Annotated in this window: 17 protein-coding genes; 8 read left to right on the top strand and 9 right to left on the bottom strand. The window is 72.4% G+C overall.

What is annotated here, in order from left to right:
• Positions 1–7: 7 nt before the first annotated feature.
• Positions 8–430 (bottom strand): phage tail protein, encoded by a 423-nt coding sequence (locus M2283_RS32700; protein WP_280880080.1) that lies wholly within the window; start codon positions 428–430, stop codon positions 8–10.
• Between the two features lie 72 nt (positions 431–502).
• A complete protein-coding gene (locus M2283_RS32695) occupies positions 503–937 on the bottom strand; it encodes an extensin (protein WP_280880079.1) in 435 nt (144 codons plus the stop codon).
• A gap of 316 nt (positions 938–1,253) precedes the next feature.
• Here M2283_RS32695 and M2283_RS32690 point away from each other — a divergent pair, with 316 nt between their 5' ends.
• Both M2283_RS32690 and M2283_RS32685 read left to right on the top strand, forming a co-directional pair.
• Entirely contained in the window at positions 1,254–2,366 is a 1,113-nt protein-coding gene (locus M2283_RS32690) for a hypothetical protein (RefSeq protein ID WP_280880078.1), read from the top strand.
• Between the two features lie 96 nt (positions 2,367–2,462).
• On the top strand, positions 2,463–3,185 hold the full coding sequence (locus tag M2283_RS32685; protein ID WP_280880077.1) for a hypothetical protein: 723 nt from the start codon (positions 2,463–2,465) through the stop codon (positions 3,183–3,185).
• A gap of 821 nt (positions 3,186–4,006) precedes the next feature.
• Here M2283_RS32685 and M2283_RS32680 read toward each other — a convergent pair.
• Genes M2283_RS32680 through M2283_RS32665 form a run of 4 tightly spaced genes read right to left on the bottom strand, consistent with a single transcriptional unit; the run spans position 4,007 to position 6,782 of the window.
• On the bottom strand, positions 4,007–4,165 hold the full coding sequence (locus tag M2283_RS32680) for a DUF6760 family protein (RefSeq protein WP_185146030.1): 159 nt from the start codon (positions 4,163–4,165) through the stop codon (positions 4,007–4,009).
• Positions 4,162–4,695: a hypothetical protein gene (locus tag M2283_RS32675; RefSeq protein ID WP_280880076.1), complete on the bottom strand. Its 534-nt coding sequence runs from the start codon at positions 4,693–4,695 to the stop codon at positions 4,162–4,164. Before M2283_RS32675 ends, M2283_RS32680 begins: the two co-directional genes overlap by 4 nt.
• The gene (locus M2283_RS32670; RefSeq protein ID WP_123997412.1) at positions 4,695–5,138 is read right to left on the bottom strand and encodes a phage tail protein; all 444 of its coding nucleotides are present in this window, start codon (positions 5,136–5,138) and stop codon (positions 4,695–4,697) included. The genes M2283_RS32675 and M2283_RS32670 overlap by 1 nt, the downstream gene beginning before the upstream one ends.
• Positions 5,139–5,192: 54 nt before the next feature.
• The gene (locus M2283_RS32665) at positions 5,193–6,782 is read right to left on the bottom strand and encodes a phage tail sheath subtilisin-like domain-containing protein (RefSeq protein ID WP_280880075.1); all 1,590 of its coding nucleotides are present in this window, start codon (positions 6,780–6,782) and stop codon (positions 5,193–5,195) included.
• Between the two features lie 315 nt (positions 6,783–7,097).
• Between M2283_RS32665 and M2283_RS32660 the strand changes: the two genes are divergently transcribed.
• Genes M2283_RS32660 through M2283_RS32640 form a run of 5 tightly spaced genes read left to right on the top strand, consistent with a single transcriptional unit; the run spans position 7,098 to position 12,144 of the window.
• Positions 7,098–7,238 carry a hypothetical protein gene (locus tag M2283_RS32660; RefSeq protein WP_280880074.1) on the top strand — a complete coding sequence of 47 codons (141 nt, stop codon included), beginning with the start codon at positions 7,098–7,100 and terminating at the stop codon, positions 7,236–7,238.
• A complete protein-coding gene (locus tag M2283_RS32655) occupies positions 7,235–7,894 on the top strand; it encodes a hypothetical protein (RefSeq protein WP_280880073.1) in 660 nt (219 codons plus the stop codon). The genes M2283_RS32660 and M2283_RS32655 overlap by 4 nt, the downstream gene beginning before the upstream one ends.
• A 9-nt stretch (positions 7,895–7,903) precedes the next feature.
• Positions 7,904–9,328: a hydrolase gene (locus M2283_RS32650; RefSeq protein ID WP_280880072.1), complete on the top strand. Its 1,425-nt coding sequence runs from the start codon at positions 7,904–7,906 to the stop codon at positions 9,326–9,328.
• A 4-nt stretch (positions 9,329–9,332) separates the two neighbouring features.
• Positions 9,333–10,760 carry an RICIN domain-containing protein gene (locus M2283_RS32645; protein WP_280880071.1) on the top strand — a complete coding sequence of 476 codons (1,428 nt, stop codon included), beginning with the start codon at positions 9,333–9,335 and terminating at the stop codon, positions 10,758–10,760.
• Position 10,761: 1 nt separating this feature from the next.
• Entirely contained in the window at positions 10,762–12,144 is a 1,383-nt protein-coding gene (locus tag M2283_RS32640) for a ricin-type beta-trefoil lectin domain protein (RefSeq protein ID WP_280880070.1), read from the top strand.
• 57 nt (positions 12,145–12,201) lie between these two features.
• On the opposite strand, the gene M2283_RS32635 is transcribed toward M2283_RS32640, so the two are convergent.
• The 3 genes from M2283_RS32635 to M2283_RS32625 form a co-directional block, all read right to left on the bottom strand.
• Entirely contained in the window at positions 12,202–14,175 is a 1,974-nt protein-coding gene (locus M2283_RS32635) for an ATP-binding protein (protein WP_280880313.1), read from the bottom strand.
• A gap of 185 nt (positions 14,176–14,360) precedes the next feature.
• Positions 14,361–15,047: a DUF4255 domain-containing protein gene (locus tag M2283_RS32630; protein ID WP_280880069.1), complete on the bottom strand. Its 687-nt coding sequence runs from the start codon at positions 15,045–15,047 to the stop codon at positions 14,361–14,363.
• A gap of 151 nt (positions 15,048–15,198) precedes the next feature.
• Positions 15,199–15,861: a helix-turn-helix transcriptional regulator gene (locus M2283_RS32625; protein ID WP_280880068.1), complete on the bottom strand. Its 663-nt coding sequence runs from the start codon at positions 15,859–15,861 to the stop codon at positions 15,199–15,201.
• 269 nt (positions 15,862–16,130) lie between these two features.
• Here M2283_RS32625 and M2283_RS32620 point away from each other — a divergent pair, with 269 nt between their 5' ends.
• On the top strand, positions 16,131–18,905 hold the full coding sequence (locus M2283_RS32620) for a helix-turn-helix transcriptional regulator (RefSeq protein WP_280880067.1): 2,775 nt from the start codon (positions 16,131–16,133) through the stop codon (positions 18,903–18,905).
• The last annotated feature ends 108 nt before the right edge of the window (positions 18,906–19,013 follow it).

The following is a 19,013-nucleotide window of genomic DNA, read 5'->3' as shown; positions in this document are numbered from 1 at the left end:
CTCCCCGCTAGTCCGTGAACCCGTGGTGGGCGATCTCCAGGACCTCGGTGGCCACGGACGGGCTCGCCGGGTCGAGGGTGGGCCCGGTCCAGCTCACCGGCAGCACGTCGATCAGCCCCCAACTCGCCACCTCCGAACCGTCCGCGCGCAGCGCCGCGATCTGCGCGGTGGGCCGCTTGATCCCCGTCTGCACCGACGAGATCCACTTGGCGACCTTCGTGGTGTCCGGGGTGAGCGGACGCGTCAGCCGGATCGTGGAGAACGTCACCCGCGTCGGCAACTGCCAGACGAAGCCGTTGTTCCCGCCCTCCTGGCGGTGCTCGACCTCCACCTGGGACGACAGACCCTCACATCCGTTGAAGTAGCCGAGGCTTTCCCCGTCGATGCTGAGGGTGAACCAGATGGTGGAGCCCGGGTCCTGGCGGGACATCGCGGGGCCTTTCTGTCGTTCAGTGGTGAATGGGCGGCGGACGGTGGGCGGTTGGTCGTCGGCGATCGATGGTCAGTGGCGCGGATCGCGGAGCTTGCCGATCCGCTCACGGTCCATACGGAGTTCGGTGCGGATCAGCCGGGTTATGCGGCCGATGATCCGGTGCACGAGTTCGTCGAGCTGGAAGTCGGTGAGGTCCCGCGGGTCGAACCCACCGGCGGCGACCGCCGTGTACTCGGGCGGCGGCGCGGCGGCCGAGGCGGACGCGGACACGGAGTAGGGCGGCGGCGGCTCGTTCGGCGGCGGACCCGAGGTGGTGGCGGTGTACGGCGGTGGCGGCGGGTCGGCGCGGCGCGCGCTGGCGGGCGGAGCGGCGGGCGCGTGCCGGCCGAGCGTGGACGCCACCGTCGCCGCGGCGGCCGCCGCGAGGGCACCCGTGGCGCTGTGCGTCGTCTTGTGCTTGGCCGGCGACTTGGACCTGCTCCACGGGGCGCGCTGGACGGCCAAGGGGGAGGCAGCGGTGCTCTGTTGGCCGGCCGACGGGGAAGAGCCAGAGCCCTGGACGGCCGAGGCCGGAGGCAGCGGGGGCGGAGTGAGCGCGGCCACGGGGAGCGGGGCACGGCCGGTGACGGGCGCCGCCGGGCGCCGCAGGGGGGCGGGCTTGACGGGGGCAACCTTCCGCTGAACCGGCAGTGCCGAGTGGGCAGTTGGCGGCATAGGCGCCGGACCCTGGCCGATGGGAGTGGCCGTGGTGGGGAATTGGGTGGGCGGCTGGTGCGACATGACGGTGGGCGGCGCCGACGGGAGGCTGAGGGGGGCGCCCGTGACGGGTGCCGGCGGGAATCCGGGCGGGGCGAAGGTGGCCGGAGTGCCCGGTGCCGAGGGGGAGTTGCCGGGTGACGCGGTCACCGGAGGTGCCGACGGGAAGCCCGGCGGAGTAGCAGTCGGCGCCGCAGGTGGTGCGGTGGCGAGGCGTTGCACGAATGACTCGTTCGGTACGGCGGTGAAGCGCGCCGCGGGCACGGCCGGTGCCGCCGGGACGGGGGCGCCGAGGAGGGGCGTCGCATCGGCCGGCGGGGCGGTCAGGGGGGCGCCCAACGGGGAGCGGCGAGGGGCGGGCGCCGGTGAGGTGGCCGGGGTGCGCTGGATGGGGGGTGGGGTGGAGCTGGAGGGCGTGGCGGAACTGGAGGGAACGGCAGGGAGGACCGGGGTGGTGGGGCGCGTGGAAGTGGTGGGGCCCGTGGAAGTGGTGGGGCCCGTGGCTCCGGTGGCGCTGCTTCCTGCGGTGGGGAACGTGGGAGTGGTCGGGGTGGGGGAGCCGACCGGGGTGGTGATGGTCGTGGGGGTCGGCGGTGTGGCGGGTGTTGGTGTGGAGGCCGCCGGATGGGGAGGAGTGGCCGAACTGGGGCCCGGGGGCGCCGAGTTCTGGGCGGCCGGGGGCGTCTGCGGGGCCGTGGGCGTGACGGGCTTTGCGGCCAGCGGGGCGCCGAGGCCGGGGCGCGGGGTGGAGCGGGAGGTCGAGCGGGCGGTGCTTCGCTGGACCGACGGGAGGGAAGCGGGCGGGACGGTCGGCGAGGTTCGTGCGGTGGCCGACTGGGGGTTCGGCGGGGTGGTCGGTGCGGTGGCCGACTGCTGGTTCGACGGGGTGGTCGGTGCGGTGGCCGACTGGGGGGTCGGCGGGGTGGTCCGTGCGGTGGCCGACCGGGGGTTCGTTGAGGTGGTCGGTGCGGTGGCCGACGCGGGGCTCGACCGGTGGCTCGACGGGGTGGCGGTCGGGCGGGCGGGGTCGGCCTGGGGCGGCGCGGGGGTGGGCTTGGCGGCTCGCTGGACCGGGGTGCCCGAAGAGGAAGAGGTGGGGGAGGAGGCGGAAGGGGTGGAGCCCGGCGTGGGCAGCGGTGCCGTGGGGGCGTCGGTGGGCGCTACCGGCGGCCGGTGAGCGGGCGTTGGGGTGCCGGCGGGAGCCGCGGCACTGCGCTGCACCGGAGTTGGCTTTGCGCCGGGTACGACCGGGGTCTGCTGTGCGGGTGTTGCAGTGCCGCTCGGGGCCGCCGTGGTGCGCTGCACGGGAGTGGGCGCGGAGCCGGAAGGCGCCGACGGCTGCTGCACGGGCGGTGAAGTGCGAGGCGGAACAGGGGAGTTGGCGTCCGCCGTCGCGCGAGGCGGTTGCGCCGGGGCGGCGGTCGGCGTGGGGCCCGGCCTCGTCGTACGACCGACGTCGGACGGTGAGGACGACCCCGTGGCCGTGCGTCGCTGGACGACGGGGGGCGTGTCCGTCGGACCGGAAGCGGAGGGGACGACTCCCGGCGCGTCCTCGATACGCGGGGCGTCGACGGGTGTGGAGCCGCTGTCGCCGGGAGCGCGCTGCACGACGACGTCGGCGACCTCACCTACAGAAAGGGCTGTCGGCGCGGAACCCGTGGAGCGACCCGCTCGGTCGCTCTCGGCCGAGGGCGCCGCCGATCCGCCCGTGTCGGCCGTACCCCCACCCGTACCGCCCGCCGCCGCCTTCGCGCCCGACGCCGCAGGCCCGGCCGAGGCTCGCGGGGCCACCGGCAACGTACGGCGCTGTACCGCCGCAGCACCGGTCCGGGCCCTCGTGAGGGACTGCGGAGGCAGGGACGGTGAGGCAGCCGGGATGTTCCTGACCCGGAGACCGGATGCCGGCGGCGGCATCACGGGGGCGGCGCTCGGTCCGGCGGGAACAGCGCGTGTCGGGGCGGCGACAGCCGAGGGGCCCACCGCGGCGACCCGCTGAACCGGGACCGTGTTTCCGCCCGTGCCGCTCGCGCCGATGGAGGGTGTACTCGTACGAGCGTCGCCCTCGGCACCTCCGGAAGGAGCGGGCGCCGACGCACCTCCGGAAGGAGCGGGCGCCGACGCACCTCCGGAAGGAGCGGGCGCCGACGCACCTCCGGAAGGAGCCGGCGCCGACGCACCTCCGGAAGGAGCGGGAGCCGACGCACCTCCGCCCGCAACGGGACTGCCGGCTGGGCGGGTTGCACTGATCGGATTCGTTGTAGGCGACGCACTGGCCCGAGCCACCCGCTGAACGGCCTGCCCGACCACGGGCGTTCGTGCCCCAGCCGTAGGACTTCCGCTCGCGGCCGGACGGCCCCCCGGCACCGACGGCGGAAGCACCCGCAAAGGCACCGCGGGTACCCGCTGTACCGGGGTCGGTGTCGGCTCGGGGCCGGCCAACGGCAAGGCGCCCGCGGGTCGTTCGAGGCCCGGCACCGGACGCGCCGCCGCGCGGGCCGCCTGGCCGAGGAGAGCGCTGGAGTGGCCGTCCAGGACGGCGTGGGACGTCGTGCCCATGAACGACGGGTTCTGCCAGGTCGGCAGGCGGCCACCGAAGGCGGCGTCGGCGACCCCCGCGCGCCCCGAAGACAGGGTCCGCTGGATCGGCGGCAACCCCGGCCAGGAGGCGAGCACTGGTGCCGTACTGCCCAATGACACGGGTGCGGGGGCGACGGCGTTCTCGCCGTCACCCGTGCTCCCGCCCGCGCCACCGTCGCCATCACCCCGCCCACCGACGGAGTCACCCCGCCTGCGCAACCGGTCCAGGAAACCCACCGCTCAGCCCTCCGCCCCGGCCCGTGTCACCAGGGACGCGATCTCGTCGGTGAAGCGGCGGCGGTCGGCGTGCTCCAGGTCGAGGATCTCGTCCATGCTCCAGTGGAAGTGGTAGGCGACGTACGCGATCTCCTCGTGCAGCCGGTCGGTCGCGTACGTCACGATTCCCCCAGGCGGCTCCCGCCGAGTTCCACCTCGAACGGCTCCGAGCAGTGCGGGCACTGCACGGCGGCGCGGGTGTGGCCCTCCGCGTTGATCTGGCGGTAGAAGTCCTGCAGGAAGGCCAGGTCGGAGGCGAACATGTTCTCCACGATGCCGTCGTGGACGATCGGCAGCGTGCCGAGGCGGGTGATGACCCGGCCCAGCAGCACCACCGAGAGGAACGCCGGGTTCTCCTGCACCCGTACGTCCCGCAGCGGGACCAGTTCGTCCCGTGCCGTCGACAGACGCATCACGCCGTCCCGGTGGACGGTGCCCGCCTCGTCGACGTATCCGCGCGGCAGTTGGAAGGCGAACTCCGTGCGCAGCGGCTCCGGTTGCTGCACGGGAGCGGGTGGTGCTGCCGGGGCCGTCTGTACACCCGGTGCCGCCTGCACGGCCGTCAACTCCCCGTCCGTCTCCGGCGCGGGCGCCGCCGCGTCCGCGCCGGAGTACGAGACGGCGCCGCCGGCCCTGGCAGCCGAACGACGCATTACTCGATGACCAGTTCTTCGAACGCGATGGTGACGGTCTCGGTGAGCGCGGCGGCCTCGCCGGCCTTCACCGTGCTCGCGTCGATCTTGTTGCACCAGGCGTTGCGCAGGTGGTAGCGCTTCACCGGGTTGTTCTGGAAGTCCATCATGATGATCGACGCGTTCTTGCGGGCCGTCGTCATCTGACCGGAGATGGACTCGTTGATCCACTGGGTGAACGAGGCCGACTGGGTCATACCGCGGATGACCGTGCAGGTGCCGTTCTTCTTCACACCCGGCAGGTTCTTGACCACGTTCTGGCCGTTGGGGGTGTTCTGCTGGTACGTGATGACGTCCTGCTCGATGCTCAGGCCGCTGACCTCGGCGAGGTACTCGACCATCACACCGTCGATCTGCAGGCCGAAATTATGTGAGGTGAGGGCGTCACCCGGCTGGAGACTCATGAATTCGCTGTCCTTCTAAGGATGGTGAAGACGACCGGAGAAGCGCAGGGCTGCCTACTCCTCCAACTCCCCGTTGCCGCTGGAGAACTGGGCCAGCCGGAAGATCACGAACTCGGCGGGCTTGACCGGCGCGATGCCGATCTCGCAGACGACCCGGCCGACGTCGACCGACTCCGGCGGGTTGGTCTCCTCGTCGCACTTGACGTAGTACGCCTCCTCGGGCCGCTGCCCGAACAGGGCGCCGCTGCGCCACTCGTTGACCAGGAACGCCGAGATGTTGCGCCGGATCCGGGCCCACAGCGCGTGGTCGTTCGGCTCGAACACCACCCACTGGGTGCCGATCAGGATCGACTCCTCCAGGTAGTTGAAGTACCGGCGGATGTTCAGGTAGCGCCAGGCCGGGTCGGAGGAGAGGGTGCGGGCGCCCCAGACGCGGATGCCGCGGCCCGGGAAGGACCGGATGCAGTTGACGCCGATCGGGTTGAGCAGGTCCTGCTCACCGCGGGTGATCTGCATCTCCAGGTCGACCGCGCCGCGCACGACCTCGTTGGCGGGCGCCTTGTGCACACCGCGCTCGGAGTCGTTGCGCGCCCAGATGCCGGCCACGTGACCGCTCGGCGGGATCAGCCGGGACTGGCCGCTGGAGGGGTCGAAGGACTTGATCCACGGGTAGTACAGGGCCGCGTACTTGGAGTCGTAGCCGGCCGTCTCCTGTCGCCACACCCGGATCTGACGGGCGTTCAGGCTCGGCGGCGGGTCGATGACGGCGACCCGGTCGCCCATCAGCTCGCAGTGCGCGATCAGGCCCAACTGGACCGCCTTGACGGCCTCCAGGTCGATCGCGCCGCGCTGGTAGGCGGCCATCAGGTCGGGCACCGCGACCATGGAGATCTCGTCCACGGCCTCCAGGCCGCCGAAACCGGTGCGGTCGGCGGAGTCGCCGAGGTAGGTGGCCGGGCCGGGGTGCGAGGCCTCGGCGGGGCTGTCCGGGGTGGCCGACGCGGCGGCCGGGGAGACCAGGGCCAGCGTCTGGTTGTCCGGACGGGCCAACTGCGCGGACGGCGCGGCCTCGGTCACGGTGATGAGCTTGGAGCGCTCCTTCACCTGCGTGACCACGTAGTTGCGGCCACCCTTCTTCGCGGTCACGTCGAAGTTCTCGACGGTCTTCTCGCCGTCCTTGACGAGCAGCTTGAACCGCTCGGCCGGGCCCTCGCCCTCGGCGTCCGCGACCTCGACGCTCAGCGGGCCGCTGCTGCCGGAGGTGAGCGCCGTCACGGAGAAGGTGCCCAACTGGCGGGGCTCGCCCGCGGGGAGCGCCGCCGGGGCGGAGGAGCCGGTGACCGCGGCGGGGCCGGCGCCGTTCCCGGTGGAGGCGCCCGGGGCACCGCCGACTCGGACGACGTAGGCGGCCGTGCCGCCGTTCTGGAAGAAGCCGTAGACGGAGTGCGCGAGGTAGTACCCGTCGGTGAACTCACCGAAGGCCGCCACGTACTGGGTCCAGTTGGTCACCAGGGTCGGCTCGTTCAGCGGGCCGCGCGGGGCGAGTCCCACGAAGGCCGCGACCGACGTGCCCACTCCCTCGATGGGGCGCGAACCGCTGGCCACCTCCTCGACGTAGACGCCGGGCGACAGGTAGGACGGCATGCTCTGCTCTCCTCGGGGTACGAGACAGGAACGCCTCCCACCCTCACGCGCGCGCAACTCTCCGCGAAACGGCCTCCAGTGCCTGATCGGGGGCAACTTGGTTGCCCGGAAGGGCAGTCCGGTCGGCGGTGCCCCGCCCTTCTGCCCTCATCGCTGCCCTCGCGGACCTTCCCGCTCTCCCGACGGCCCGGTAACGCCGGGGAGCCGGCGTGCGGCTTCGAGGGAGTGCCGTGCGCACAGGGGACACCGGTCCGCGAGGACAGCGATCAGCGGAGCGGCGGCCCCGCCCCGGCACCGGGTACGCCCGCACAGCGCATGCTGGACCTGCAACGCCTCGCGGGCAACGCCGCCGTGACCCAGGCCGTCGCCGAGGAGCGCCACGAGCACGACGCGGGCTGCGGGCACACACCGTCCGTGCAGCGTCGGGCCCTCGTGCATGACACGGCACCGGGGTGAAGGTCTCCAGCGAGAACGACTCGGGCGAACGCCGGGCGGTGGAGAACGCCCGCCGGGTGATGAGCGGTTCGGTGCCGCCGGTGCAGTGGATCCCGGCGCCGACGCGCTCCGCCGCCCCCGCGGCCACCGGCGCCGTGCAGCGGGTCACCAAGCCGGCCGTGCAACAGGGGCCGTCCTACTGGCTCTACGTGCTGGAGGTCATCGCCGAGCACCACGGGCTGCCCGTCAAGGCCCTGTCCGTCGCGATGTGGGCCTACCCCACCACGGCGAGCCGCGACGAGCGCCAGGAGGAGGAGCGCCGGGGGAACAACATCGAGGGCCGTCGGCTCGCCGTCATGATGACGGCCGAGGCGCTGGCCAACATGGAGAGCTGGCTCGACAACAGGCGCGCGCCGCGACCCGAGCGTCACGGAGATCACCCGCGACGAGGTCGGCCTGTCCGCCCACCGTTCCATGGGGGCGCGGACCTCGCTCGACAAGCTGGACTTCCAGGACGGCAACAGCCGGCGATACATGACCATGCGGCCCTACTCGACCGGCCCCCGCGCGAGGCCGGGACTCGACGACCTCAAGGACAACTGACCGTCACCACTGTGCCCCGCCGGTCACCCGATGTGCCCCAAAGCCTCCTGACCGGCACCACCGACCCCACCTAACGTGACGCTGTGAGCCTGTGGACTTCTCTGGAACCCGCTTCCGCGACGGTTGATCCGGGCGGCAGTACGCGCGTGCGGCTTCGGTTGCGCAACACCGGTGACGTGGTGGACGAGTACCGCTTCGAGGCGGTGGGGCCGGTGTCCCCGTGGACGAGGGTGGAGCCGCAGATGCTCCGCCTGTACCCGGGGACGACCGGCACCGTGGATCTGACGTTCGCTCCACCGCGCACGCCCGACGCGACGGCGGGCCCCAACCCGTACGCGGTACGGATCACGCCGACCGAGCACCCTGAGGCGACGACCGTTCCCGAGGGGAATCTGACGATCACTCCGTTCACGGAGGTGCGCGCGGAGTTGGTGCCGCCGACCGTGAAGGGGCGTTTCCGGGGGCGGCCGAAGCTGGCGATCGACAACATCGGCAACACGAAGCTGACGGCGTCGATCAGCGGCAACGACCACGGCGATCAACTCGCGTACGACATCTACCCGAGCAATGTGCAGATCGAGCCGGGTCGCGCGGCCTTCGTGAAGACGACACTGAAGCCGCGCAAGATCATCTGGTTCGGTCCGAAGGAGCAGCGGCCGTACACACTCTCCGTCCTGCGGTCGGGCGCCAACCCCCATCCGGTGGAAGGGACTTACCTCCAGCGCGGGTTCCTGCCCCGCTGGCTGGCCACCTTCTTCGGCATCTTCTTCGCCCTGGCGATCACCTTCGCGATGCTGTGGATCGCCTACAAGCCCCAGGTCGGTACCGGCGCCAGGCCGAAGCCCGTCGAGGCAGGCAACGCCCTCACGCCCACCCCCTCGGCGAGTGCCGCTCCGGTGATACCGGCGGCCCCTTCGGTGACCAGCGCACCGCCGGCCGCCGACTCCGGCGCGGCGGCCGGGGGGAGCGGGTCCGGCGGAGGCGGCGGGGCCAAGGCCACGGTGACCGCCAAGCCCAAGGCGGACACGGCGGCGACCGCCGTGAAACGCCTGGCCAAGAGCGACCCCGGCGGACGGCACGTCTGCTACCGCGCGTTCGTCTTCGGCGTGGGCTGGCAGAAGCCGGTGTGCGACGGCACCATCGGCGGCACCGTCGGCCAGGGCAAGCAGGTCACGGCTCTCAACATCGCGGTGTACAACGTGGAGGGTTCCGCCGGCACGGCCATGGTGCACAACCCCCAGTCGACCAACGGCCAGGGCAGCTGGCTGCCCAAGTGGACGGCCGTCATCGCGGACCGCAAGGACAACTACGTCGGCAGCACGGCGAAGGACGCCCCGTACATGGTGACCTTCGTCTGGAACGTCGGCTCCGGTCAGCTCTGCAACAGCGTCAAGCAGGTCGAACAGGACTGGAGCAGCCAGGTCTGCAACGGTGCCCGCCCGGGGCTCAACACCGCCGGCAACTTCAACAACAACCACTGGATCGAAGCCATCAAGCTGACGGTGTGACGCCATGACCCTGTGGACCTCACTCGAACCCGCTTCCGCGACGGTTGATCCGGGCGGCAGTACGCGCGTGCGGCTTCGGTTGCGCAACACCGGTGACGTGGTGGACGAGTACCGCTTCGAGCCGGTGGGCCGGGTTGGGCCCTGGACGACGGTGGAGCCTCCGACGCTCCGGCTGTACCCCGGGACGACGGGGTTGGTGGATCTGACGTTCTCCCCGCCGCGCACGCCGGATGCGACAGCGGGACCGAACCCCTACGCGATCCGCATCATGCCCACCGAGCACCCTGAGGCGACGACCGTCCCCGAGGGGAACCTGACGATCACTCCATTCACGCAGGTGCGGGCCGAGTTGGTGCCGCCGACGGTGAAGGGGCGTTTTCGTGGGCGGCCGAGGCTGGCGATCGACAACATCGGCAACACGAAGCTGACGGCGTCGATCAGCGGCAACGACCACGGTGATCAACTCGCGTACGAGATCTACCCGAGCAATGTGCAGATCGAGCCGGGTCGCGCGGCGTTCGTGAAGACGACGCTGAAGCCGCGCAAGATCATCTGGTTCGGCCCGAAGGAGCAGCGGCCGTACACACTCTCCGTCCTGCGGTCGGGCGCCAACCCCCATCCGGTGGAAGGGACTTACCTCCAGCGCGGGTTCCTGCCCCGCTGGCTGGCCACCTTCTTCGGCATCTTCTTCGCCCTGGCGATCACCTTCGCGATGCTGTGGATCGCCTACAAGCCCCAGGTCGGTACCGGCGCCAGGCCGAAGCCCGTCGAGGCAGGCAACGCCCTCACGCCCACCCCGACCCCGAGTCCGGTTCTCACGCCCCCCGCTCCGGAGCCGTCCGCTCCGGCGCAGACCGGCGGTGGGCAGACCGAGCAGGCCGGCGGCGGGGGCGGTGGTGGAGGCGGCAATTCACAGGCCCCGCCCAAGAAGAAGGCCCCGAAGCCCGTGGTGCCGGCGACGAACGTCCTGCTGCGCAACGCGACGACCAACAAGTGCGCGGACATCCCGAACTTCGACAAGGGCACGATCAACGGTCCGGTGCGCCAGTACATCTGCGACGGCACCAGCCACGACAACCAGCTCTGGAACCTTGAGGTGAAGTACGCGAAGGGCGGCCCCGGCAGCCGTCCGCTCTTCCAGATCCGCAATGTGAAGGACCAGCTCTGCATGGATCTGCCGTACTACGGGGCACAGCCGATCCGCACGAAGATCACCGAGTTCACCTGCGACGGTACGACCGCCGACAACCAGCTGTGGTGGATCGACAAGCAGGAGAGCGGCGCCTACTGGATCCGCAACTTCGCCGGCAACAACAAGTGCCTTGACGTGGACGGGCACAGCAGCACCGCCAACGACCTCAATCTCACTCTTTTCGACTGCTCCACCACCGACGACCAGGAGTGGCGGATCGTCCACCCGACGGAGGGATGACGTGACCGCTCTGTGGACTTCTCTGGAACCCGCTTCCGCGACGGTTGACCCGGGCGGCAGCACGCGTGTGCGGCTGCGCCTGCGCAACACCGGTGACGTGGTGGACGAGTACCGCTTCGAGGCGGTGGGGCCGGTGGCGCCCTGGACGACGGTGGAGCCGCCGACGCTCCGGCTGTACCCCGGGACGACGGGGTCGGTGGATCTGACGTTCTCCCCACCGCGCACGCCTGACGCGGCGGCGGGACCGAACCCGTACGCGGTACGGATCACGCCGACCGAGCATCCGGAGGCGACGACCGTTCCCGAGGGGAACCTGACGATCACTCCGTTCACGGAGGTGCGGGCCGAATTGGTGCCCCCCACTGTGAAGGGGCGTTTTCGTGGGCGGCCGAGGCTGGCGATCGACAACATCGGCAACACGAAGCTGACGGCGTCGATCAGCGGCAACGACCACGGTGACCATCTCGCGTACGAGATCTACCCGAGCAATGTGCAGATCGAGCCGGGGCGGGCCGCCTTCGTGAAGACGACACTGAAGCCGCGCAAGATCATCTGGTTCGGGTCGAAGGAACAGCGGCCGTACACCCTGTCGGTACTGCGGTCGGGCGCCAACCCCCTTCCCGTGGAGGGGACTTACCTCCAGCGCGGGTTCCTGCCCCGCTGGCTGGCGACCTTCTTCGGCCTCTTCTTCGCCCTCGCTCTCGCCTTCACGATGTTCTGGATCGCCTACAAGCCCCAGGTCGGCACCGCCGCCAAACCGAAGCCCGTCGTGGCCGGCAACACCCTCGCTCCTTCGTCACAGGCCTCTCCCGACCTCGCCCAGGCGGCTCCGGAGCCGTCCGTTCCGCTGGCGACCGAGGAGGAGTCGGACAACGGGTCGGGCGGCTCGGGGAACACCGACTCGTCCGGTTCCTCGGGCTCGACGGGCGGCGGGAAGAAGCCGTCGACCGAGTCGAAGCCCAAGCCGAAGAAGACCGCCAAGGTGGTGGGTCAGCTCATCATCGGACAGGGCTCGAACCGCTGCATCTACGTCCCCGGCGCGCAGAACGGCAAGGGCAAGGACGGCACCCAACTTCAGCTCTGGGACTGCGCGGACACCGCCGCCAACCAGAAGTGGGACTTCCGCGGCGACGGCACCGTGCGCTCCGTCGGCATGTGCATGGACGTGGCGTGGGGCTCCAAGGACGACGGGGCGCACATCCAGCTCGCCCGGTGCAGCGGCAACCCGGCCCAGCAGTTCGTGCTGAGCCAGGCCGGCGACCTGGTGAACCCGCAGGCCGACAAGTGCGTGGACGCCAAGGACAACGGGACCGCCAAGGGGACCAAGCTCCAGCTGTGGACCTGCTCCGGCACGCCCAACCAGAAATGGCGCGTGCAGGACTGACCGAGACCGGTGGCGGCCGAGGGGGAGCCCGGCCGCCGCCGTCGCCAAGTGCCCCGGTTACCAGGAGCCTTCGCCCGGCACCAGTCGGCCCGCCTTGCGGTACTCGCGCCGGGCGCCCTCCAGGAGGTCGGCCCCGGTGACGAGGTCGTCGCGGGCCGCGGCGAGGTACGCGGCGGTCACCACGGCGCTGCGGATGGAGCCGCCGGCCAGCTCGAAGTCGGCGGCCACCGGCCCGAGTTCGAGCTCGCCGGCACACGGCACGTGGGACAGGCTCTGCCGCCACAGGGCGAGCCGCTGGTGGCGGTCCGGGAACGGGAAGTCGACCACCAGGTCCAGGCGCCGGGTGAACGCCTCGTCGATGTTGGCGCGCAGGTTGGTGGTGAGCAGGGCGATGCCGTGGAAGGACTCCAGCCGCTGGAGCAGATAGGCGCTCTCCATGTTGGCGTACCGGTCGTGTGAGTCCTTCACCTCGGACCGCTTGCCGAACACGGCGTCGGCCTCGTCGAAGAGGAGCACGGCGTCGGTGCGGTCGGCCTCGGAGAAGATGCGCTCCAGGTTCTTCTCGGTCTCGCCGACGTATTTGTCGACCACGGACGAGAGTTGGACGACGTAGAGGTCGAGACCCAGTTCGGCGGCGACCACCTCCGCCGACAGCGTCTTGCCAGTGCCGGACTCGCCCGCGAACAGCCCGAGCACACCCCGGCCCCGGCCGCCGCCCGCGCTGAGCCGCCAGTCGCCGAGGACGCGGTCGCGATGCCGGGCGCGCAGGGCGAGTTCGCGCAACTGGGTGAGGGGCCGGTCGGGCAGGACCAGGTCCTGCCAGTCGACGGCGGGGTGGATACGGCGTGCGTGCTGCTCAAGGCCCGACGCGGACTGCTGTCGGGCGCCCAGGCGCAGATGTGCGGGGGAGAGCGCGGTCCCGTCGAAGCGGGCGAGCTGGCGGGCGGCCTGCGCGGCGCGCGCGATGCGGTCGCCGGAGAGGTGGTACGGGGCGACGACGGCGGCCAGATCGAAGTCGGGCTCCTCGCCCAGGGCGGCCGACCAGGTGCGTACCGCCTCCGCCTGCTGCGCGGGCACGTCCAGCACGAGCGGGTCGTGCTCGCACCATTGGGGGTCGTACGGGCGGGGCCCGGTGACCAGCACGGACACGTCGGCGGCGCTCATCAACTCCCGCATCAGCCCGGCCGGTTGGTCCGGCAGCCCGGAGACGACGATCGCGCGACCGCTCAGCCGCGCTTCTCGCAGGAGGTCGGGCACCCGGTCCTCGGGACCCGAGAAGCGCAGCGCCGGCATGCCTGCGGTGTCCAGTGCGGCGGCGACACAGGCGAGCCCCTCGCCCTCGCGCCGCTCACGGAGGTAGACGGTGAGCGGGCCGGCGGTGAGAGAGGCGGTCAGCCGGTGCACGAAGGGCGCGAACTCTCCGTCCAGGAACGGCTCTTGGGGGTCATACGAGGGAGGCGGCGCCGGCAGCGGGTGCAGGTGGCCGGTGAGCGTCGCGTCCGGGGTGTCGTCGCCGAGCAGATGCGCCACGAGCCGGTCGGGCACCCGCAACGACCGGCTGAGGAAAGGACGCTCGGGCTCCTCCACGGTGAGCAACCCGAGCGTCGACAAGGGGGCCGTCGCATGGAACCGCGCCCGGGAGCCGGCCGAGTGCACGGGCACTCCGAGCAGGTCCAGCGCGAGGGCGACCGTGGCCCGACGCCGGCTGACGTCGTCGTTCAGGTATCCGTACAGCGGCTCGAAGGTGCGGTCCAGATCGGGCGCGAGCGCGATGAGCAGCAGCACGGCGTCGAACTCGGTCAGTCCGAGACGCCCGGCGAGGGCGACGAGACGGTCCTGCGGGGCGACGGGCGCACCGAGGCGGCCCTCGGCGAAGGCCTCCCGGACCGGTTCCACCGGGAGCAGCAGGTGCCGTATCGCTTCGTCCGACAGATACAGCCCGCGCATCGGATCGGCGGACGTGGGGTCGTCGGCGGACCGGAGGTCGACCAGCTCGGCCACACGGTCACGCAGCGCGCCGAGCCGGGCAATGAGGGAGACGGCGGGGGCGGGGGCGAGGTCGGTTGCGAAGTCGGACTCCGTCGGTGCGTAGGACGCCTCTTCGTGCGGGGTCCCTTCGTCAGGTGCCCCTTCGCGCGGCGCCTCTTCGTGCAGAGCGGCTTCCTCCAGCGCGGCCTCGCGTGCCGAACCCGGCTGGGCCTGGGGGATCTGCGTCGTCACGTGCCGTCCGTCCCCCGGCCCTTGCCGAGCCGTGCCGTGGTGCGGGCGTCGCGGGCGGCGGCCACGTGGGCCGGGCGGTGGGCGCGTTCCTCGGTGACCGGGTGCTCCTCGTCCATGGTGCGGACGCGGACCGCGGCGCCCTCGGTGACGGGCGGGCCGGCGTCGTACTCGGGGTAGGCCGGGAAGGGCGCGGTGACCACCAGGTCGAGGGACGGCTTGAGCTCGCCGCCCAGCGCGGACCAGATTTCGGCCAAGGAGCGCGCCTCGGTCTGGATGCCGGCCACCGAGATGCCGACCGTGAGGCCCAACGCGCCCAGCGAGCCGGGGAGTTCCCCGGGGGCGATCAGCTCGCGCGGGATCAGCGTGGCCAACACGGCGGACAGCAGCCGGTGTTCGTCCTGCGGCTGCTTCGTCCACGCCGTCACCAGATACGACAGCCGGAACCAGCGCGGCGGTTGCCGCCGCTTCACGATCACGTCGCGCTCGTCGCGCACCGGCATATGTCCGCGCTGCCGCCGATTGACGTCCTCACGGATGTCGTACAAGTAGGCGTTGATGGTGGGGGCGTTGCGGCGGGCGGCCCAGTCGCGGGTCGGTGCGTCGAGCGCGACGTCGATCCCGGAACCCGTCAGCGCGCCGCCGCCGAGCAGCTCCTTGAGGACCTCGTCCACTTCGTGGATCACCGTCGTGCTCCCGCCCTGCCGTGCTCAACCGCGTGTGTGGCCTGCCGTTACCCGATCCTGCCCCCGGCCCGCCCCGCCCCCGCAGGCACGCAGGGGACGGCGGCGGGGCAGAACGCCCTGTCCGAGGGGGCGGCCCCGGCTGCCCTTCCGGTCAGATGTAACCTTCCCGAAGGGCATGGGCAACGGCGTGCGCCCGGTTGCGCAGATGCAGTCGGGTCGTCAACCCGTGCATCACATTCTTGACGGTGCGTTCGGAGTAGGACAGCTTGGCGGCGATCTCTCCGGTGTCCAGTCCCTCGGCGACCAACCGCAGCACATCCACCTCACGCGGCGTCAGCCCCGAGGAGGGTGCGCCGGTCCGGCCTGCGGCGCTGCGGTGCAGCGTCCCGACCTGGTTGATGAGCCGGCCCAGCAGATCGGCCGGCAGGTCCCCGTCGCCGCGCGCCGCCGCGATCACGGCCTGCACCAGCCGGGTCGCCGTGGCCTCGTGCCGCCACACGATGGCGCCGACCCCGCACTCGATGACGTCGAGCAGCTCGGTCTCCCGCAGCGAGCTCACCACGAGCACCGCCCGCGCCCCCTCGCTGCGCACCAGCCGGCGCAGCCGGGTCAGCGTGGCCTCGTCCAGCACGTCGCCCACGAGGAGGGCCACCGTGCCGGGGCCGGACTCCTCGCGCAGTTCGATCTCCGGGTACCGGCGCAGCTGCCCGGTGGCCCCTTCGCGCAGGATCGGGTCGGGTGCGTGCACCGCCACGGGTATCCGCTCGGGCACGTCCGCCGTCCCGGAGCGCGTGGTCCGCGATGAGCTGAGCAAGCGTTTCCCCTATGTCCACGTGCGTGCCACCTCTGTGCGGGCGGTGACAGGCGTGTACTCCTCACACTCGTGTGGCGGGTGGGGCGGGCGCAATCGTGGAGCACCACGAGCAGCACCACGAGATCGGCCGTACGGGTACCACGACGGAGGTGGACTGCCCGGTTCCCGAACGACGGGTTCCGGCCGCCGTGGGACTTGTCACGTCACCTACCAGCTTCTGCGGTCGTCCTCGACAGCGGAACACGGCACGTCCGAGCAAGGAGGCAGGGATGTCCCAGGCGCACCATGACCGACCGCGCGAACATCGGGAAGCCGCCGCGCTGTTGGCGGACGCGGCGGCCCGCGCCCGGGCCGGCACCGGGAGCCTGGTGCTGCTGCGCGGCGCCACCGGCACCGGCCGGACCACCGTCCTGGAGGCCGCCGCCGCAGACGCCGCCGCCCACGGCATGCGCGTGCTGCGCGCCCGCTGTTCGCCGGGCGATGCCGCCGCACCCTTCGCCACCGTGCTCCAACTCCTCGGCCTCGTACCGGAATTCGACGAACCCGGCCCCGCGGCGAGCGAACGCGACCGGGCCGCCCTGCTGCGCCGTGTACTTCGCTCGTACGCCGACGAGTCCCCCCTGCTGCTCGCCGTGGACGACATCCACCTCGCCGACGCCCCCTCCCACCGCTGGCTCGTGGAGATCGCCCGGCACGTGGGCCGATTACGACAGCCCGTCCTGCTGGCCGTCACCGAACGCAGCCAGTACGACATCGACGTGCCCACACCGGGCCTGACCCACACCCTCTCGCCGGCGCTCGTGCACACCCACACCCTCGCCCCGTTCACCCCGGACCGGGCGGCCTTCGTGGTGCGCGCGAAGTTCCCCTCGGCCCGCCCGTCCTGGGTGGCCGACTGCGTGCGGGCCGGCGCGGGCAGCCCGCTGCTGCTGCGTGCCCTCCTTGACGACCTCGCCGCCCCCGGCGTCCCCCGGCCCGTGCCCGAGACGACCGCCGCCCTGTACCCCGGGGAGTACTCGGCGGCCGTCTCATGGTGGCTGGACAGCGCCGGGCCCGGCACCGCGGAGGTGGCGCGGGCCCTCGCCGCCCTCGACGAGGGGTGGGACCACGCGCCGGCCGGCGCCGAGGACGTCGAACCGGCCGGTCAACTCGGCGACCTGCTCGCCGAGTTGGCGGGGGCTGACCCGGCGCGGGTGGCGGGCTGGCTGACCGCGATGACCGGGCTCGGCCTGCTGCGCCCGGACGCCGACGGCCGGCCGCGCTACGCCCATCCGCTGCTGCGGGACGCGGTGCTCACCGGCGTACCCATGACCCGGCGGCGCGCCGCGCACCGGGCCGCCGCCGAGGCCATGCTGCACCGCGGCGCCCCCACCGAGGCGGTGGCCCGGCAACTGCTGGTCTCCGACCGGGTGGGCACCGCCTGGGCACCGGGCGTGCTCCAGGAGGCCGGCGCGCTCGCCGTGCGCGACGGCCGCCCCGACGACGCCGTGGAGTATCTGCGCCGGGCCCTGGACGAGACGCTGCCCGACGAACGCCGGCAGCGGCTGCTGACCGAGCTGGGCTCCCTGGAGTGCGCGGGCCGTGGCTCCTCGGCCGGGATACCCCGGCTCACCGAGGCGCTGGCACTGCCCGGCCGGCCGCAGGACCGGGTGCGGGCCGCCATGGCCCTGGGCACCGCGCTCGCCGGGCGCGGCCGGGCCCGCGCGGCGGTGGAGGTGCTGCGCGGGGTGGACGAGCAGCTCGTCGGCCACCCCGATCTGGCCGGCATCCTGCACAGCGCCTCCGCCCTGCTGTCCGAGCAGGACCAGACGGTCCGCCGCGAGGTGTACCGAAGCCTGTGCGAACGCGCCCAGAGCGCCCCGGAGTTGGTCGGCCCGGCCACCCGCGCGCTGCTCGTACGGTTCGTGGCGACCGCCGGACTGACCTCGGCGGAGGACGCCATGCGCCAGGTACGGGACCTGCTCGCCGAACCGGCCGACCCCATGACCGAGCCATTCCTGCTGGGCACGGCCGCCACCATCGCCCAGTGGGCCGACGAACTCGACGAGGCGGACCGGCTCGTGGAGCGCGGCCTGGCCGGTCAGCGCCCCGGCATGCTGCACCCGATGCACCAGGCGCTGCTCAACACCCGCGCCGACATCGCGGCGGTGCGCGGCGAGTGGGCGGACCTCCCGGTCGAGCCGCCCGTCCGGCTGCACGACGGACCCTCCAACGTGCACGCCCACACCCTGATCGCGCTGGTGGAGACCGGCCGCACCGTCGAGGCACGACGGCTCGCGGACGGCTTCGACCTGCGGGAGGCGCCGGACTCCTGGGAGTTGAACCGGTTCCTCTACGCGCGCGGAGTCCAGCGGGCCGCCGCGGGCGACCACGCGGGGGCGCTGCACGACTTCCTGGAGTGCGGGCGCCGCCAGACCGCGCGCGATGTGATCAGCCCGGTGGTCACGCCGTGGCGCTCGGCCGCCGCCGAGTGCCGGCTCGCGCTCGGCGACCCCCGAGAGGCGCTCATGCTGGCCGAGGAGGAGCTGCGGCTGGCCCGCGAGTGGGGCACGCCCCGCACGGTGGGCCGCGCCCTGCGGGTCCTCGGCACGGTCACCGGCGGCCGCCGCGGCCTCGAACTGGCCGAGCAGTCCGTACGGTTGCTGCGCGCGGCGCCCGCTGCGACCGAGCCGGAGCTGGTGGCGGCCCTCCTCGCACAGGGCCGGCAACTGACCGCCGTCGAGGGCGCCCGGGCCCGGGAGTGTCTGCGGGAGGCGGCCGAACGAGCCGAGCGCCTGGGCGCGTTGCGGCTGCGGACCCTCGCGGAGGAGGCCCTGCGCGAGGGCGGCGCCCGCCGCCCCGCCCTGGTCCGCACCGGCTCCCGCTCCCTCACCGGCAGCGAACGCCGCATCGCCCAACTAGCAGCCCAGGGGCGCACGAACACGGAGATCGCCGGCCTCCTCCACCTCGCCCGCCGCACCGTGGAGACCCATCTCACCAGCACGTACAAGAAGTTGGGGATAAGACGGAGGGGCGAGCTGCCGCAGGCGCTGGGCGCGGACTAGAGCTTGCGTACGTTGGTCGGGTAGCCGGAGACCATTGCTGATCCCCGGCCCCCTCAGAACCGGACGTGCGAGCTTTCCCCGCATCCGGCTCAAGCAAGCCACGAGGGC

The sequence above is a fragment of the Streptomyces pseudovenezuelae genome (assembly GCF_029892565.1).
Lineage (GTDB): Bacteria > Actinomycetota > Actinomycetes > Streptomycetales > Streptomycetaceae > Streptomyces > Streptomyces pseudovenezuelae_A.
Note: the sequence above shows the minus strand (reverse complement) of the source record. Positions and strands in the feature narration are given on the sequence as shown.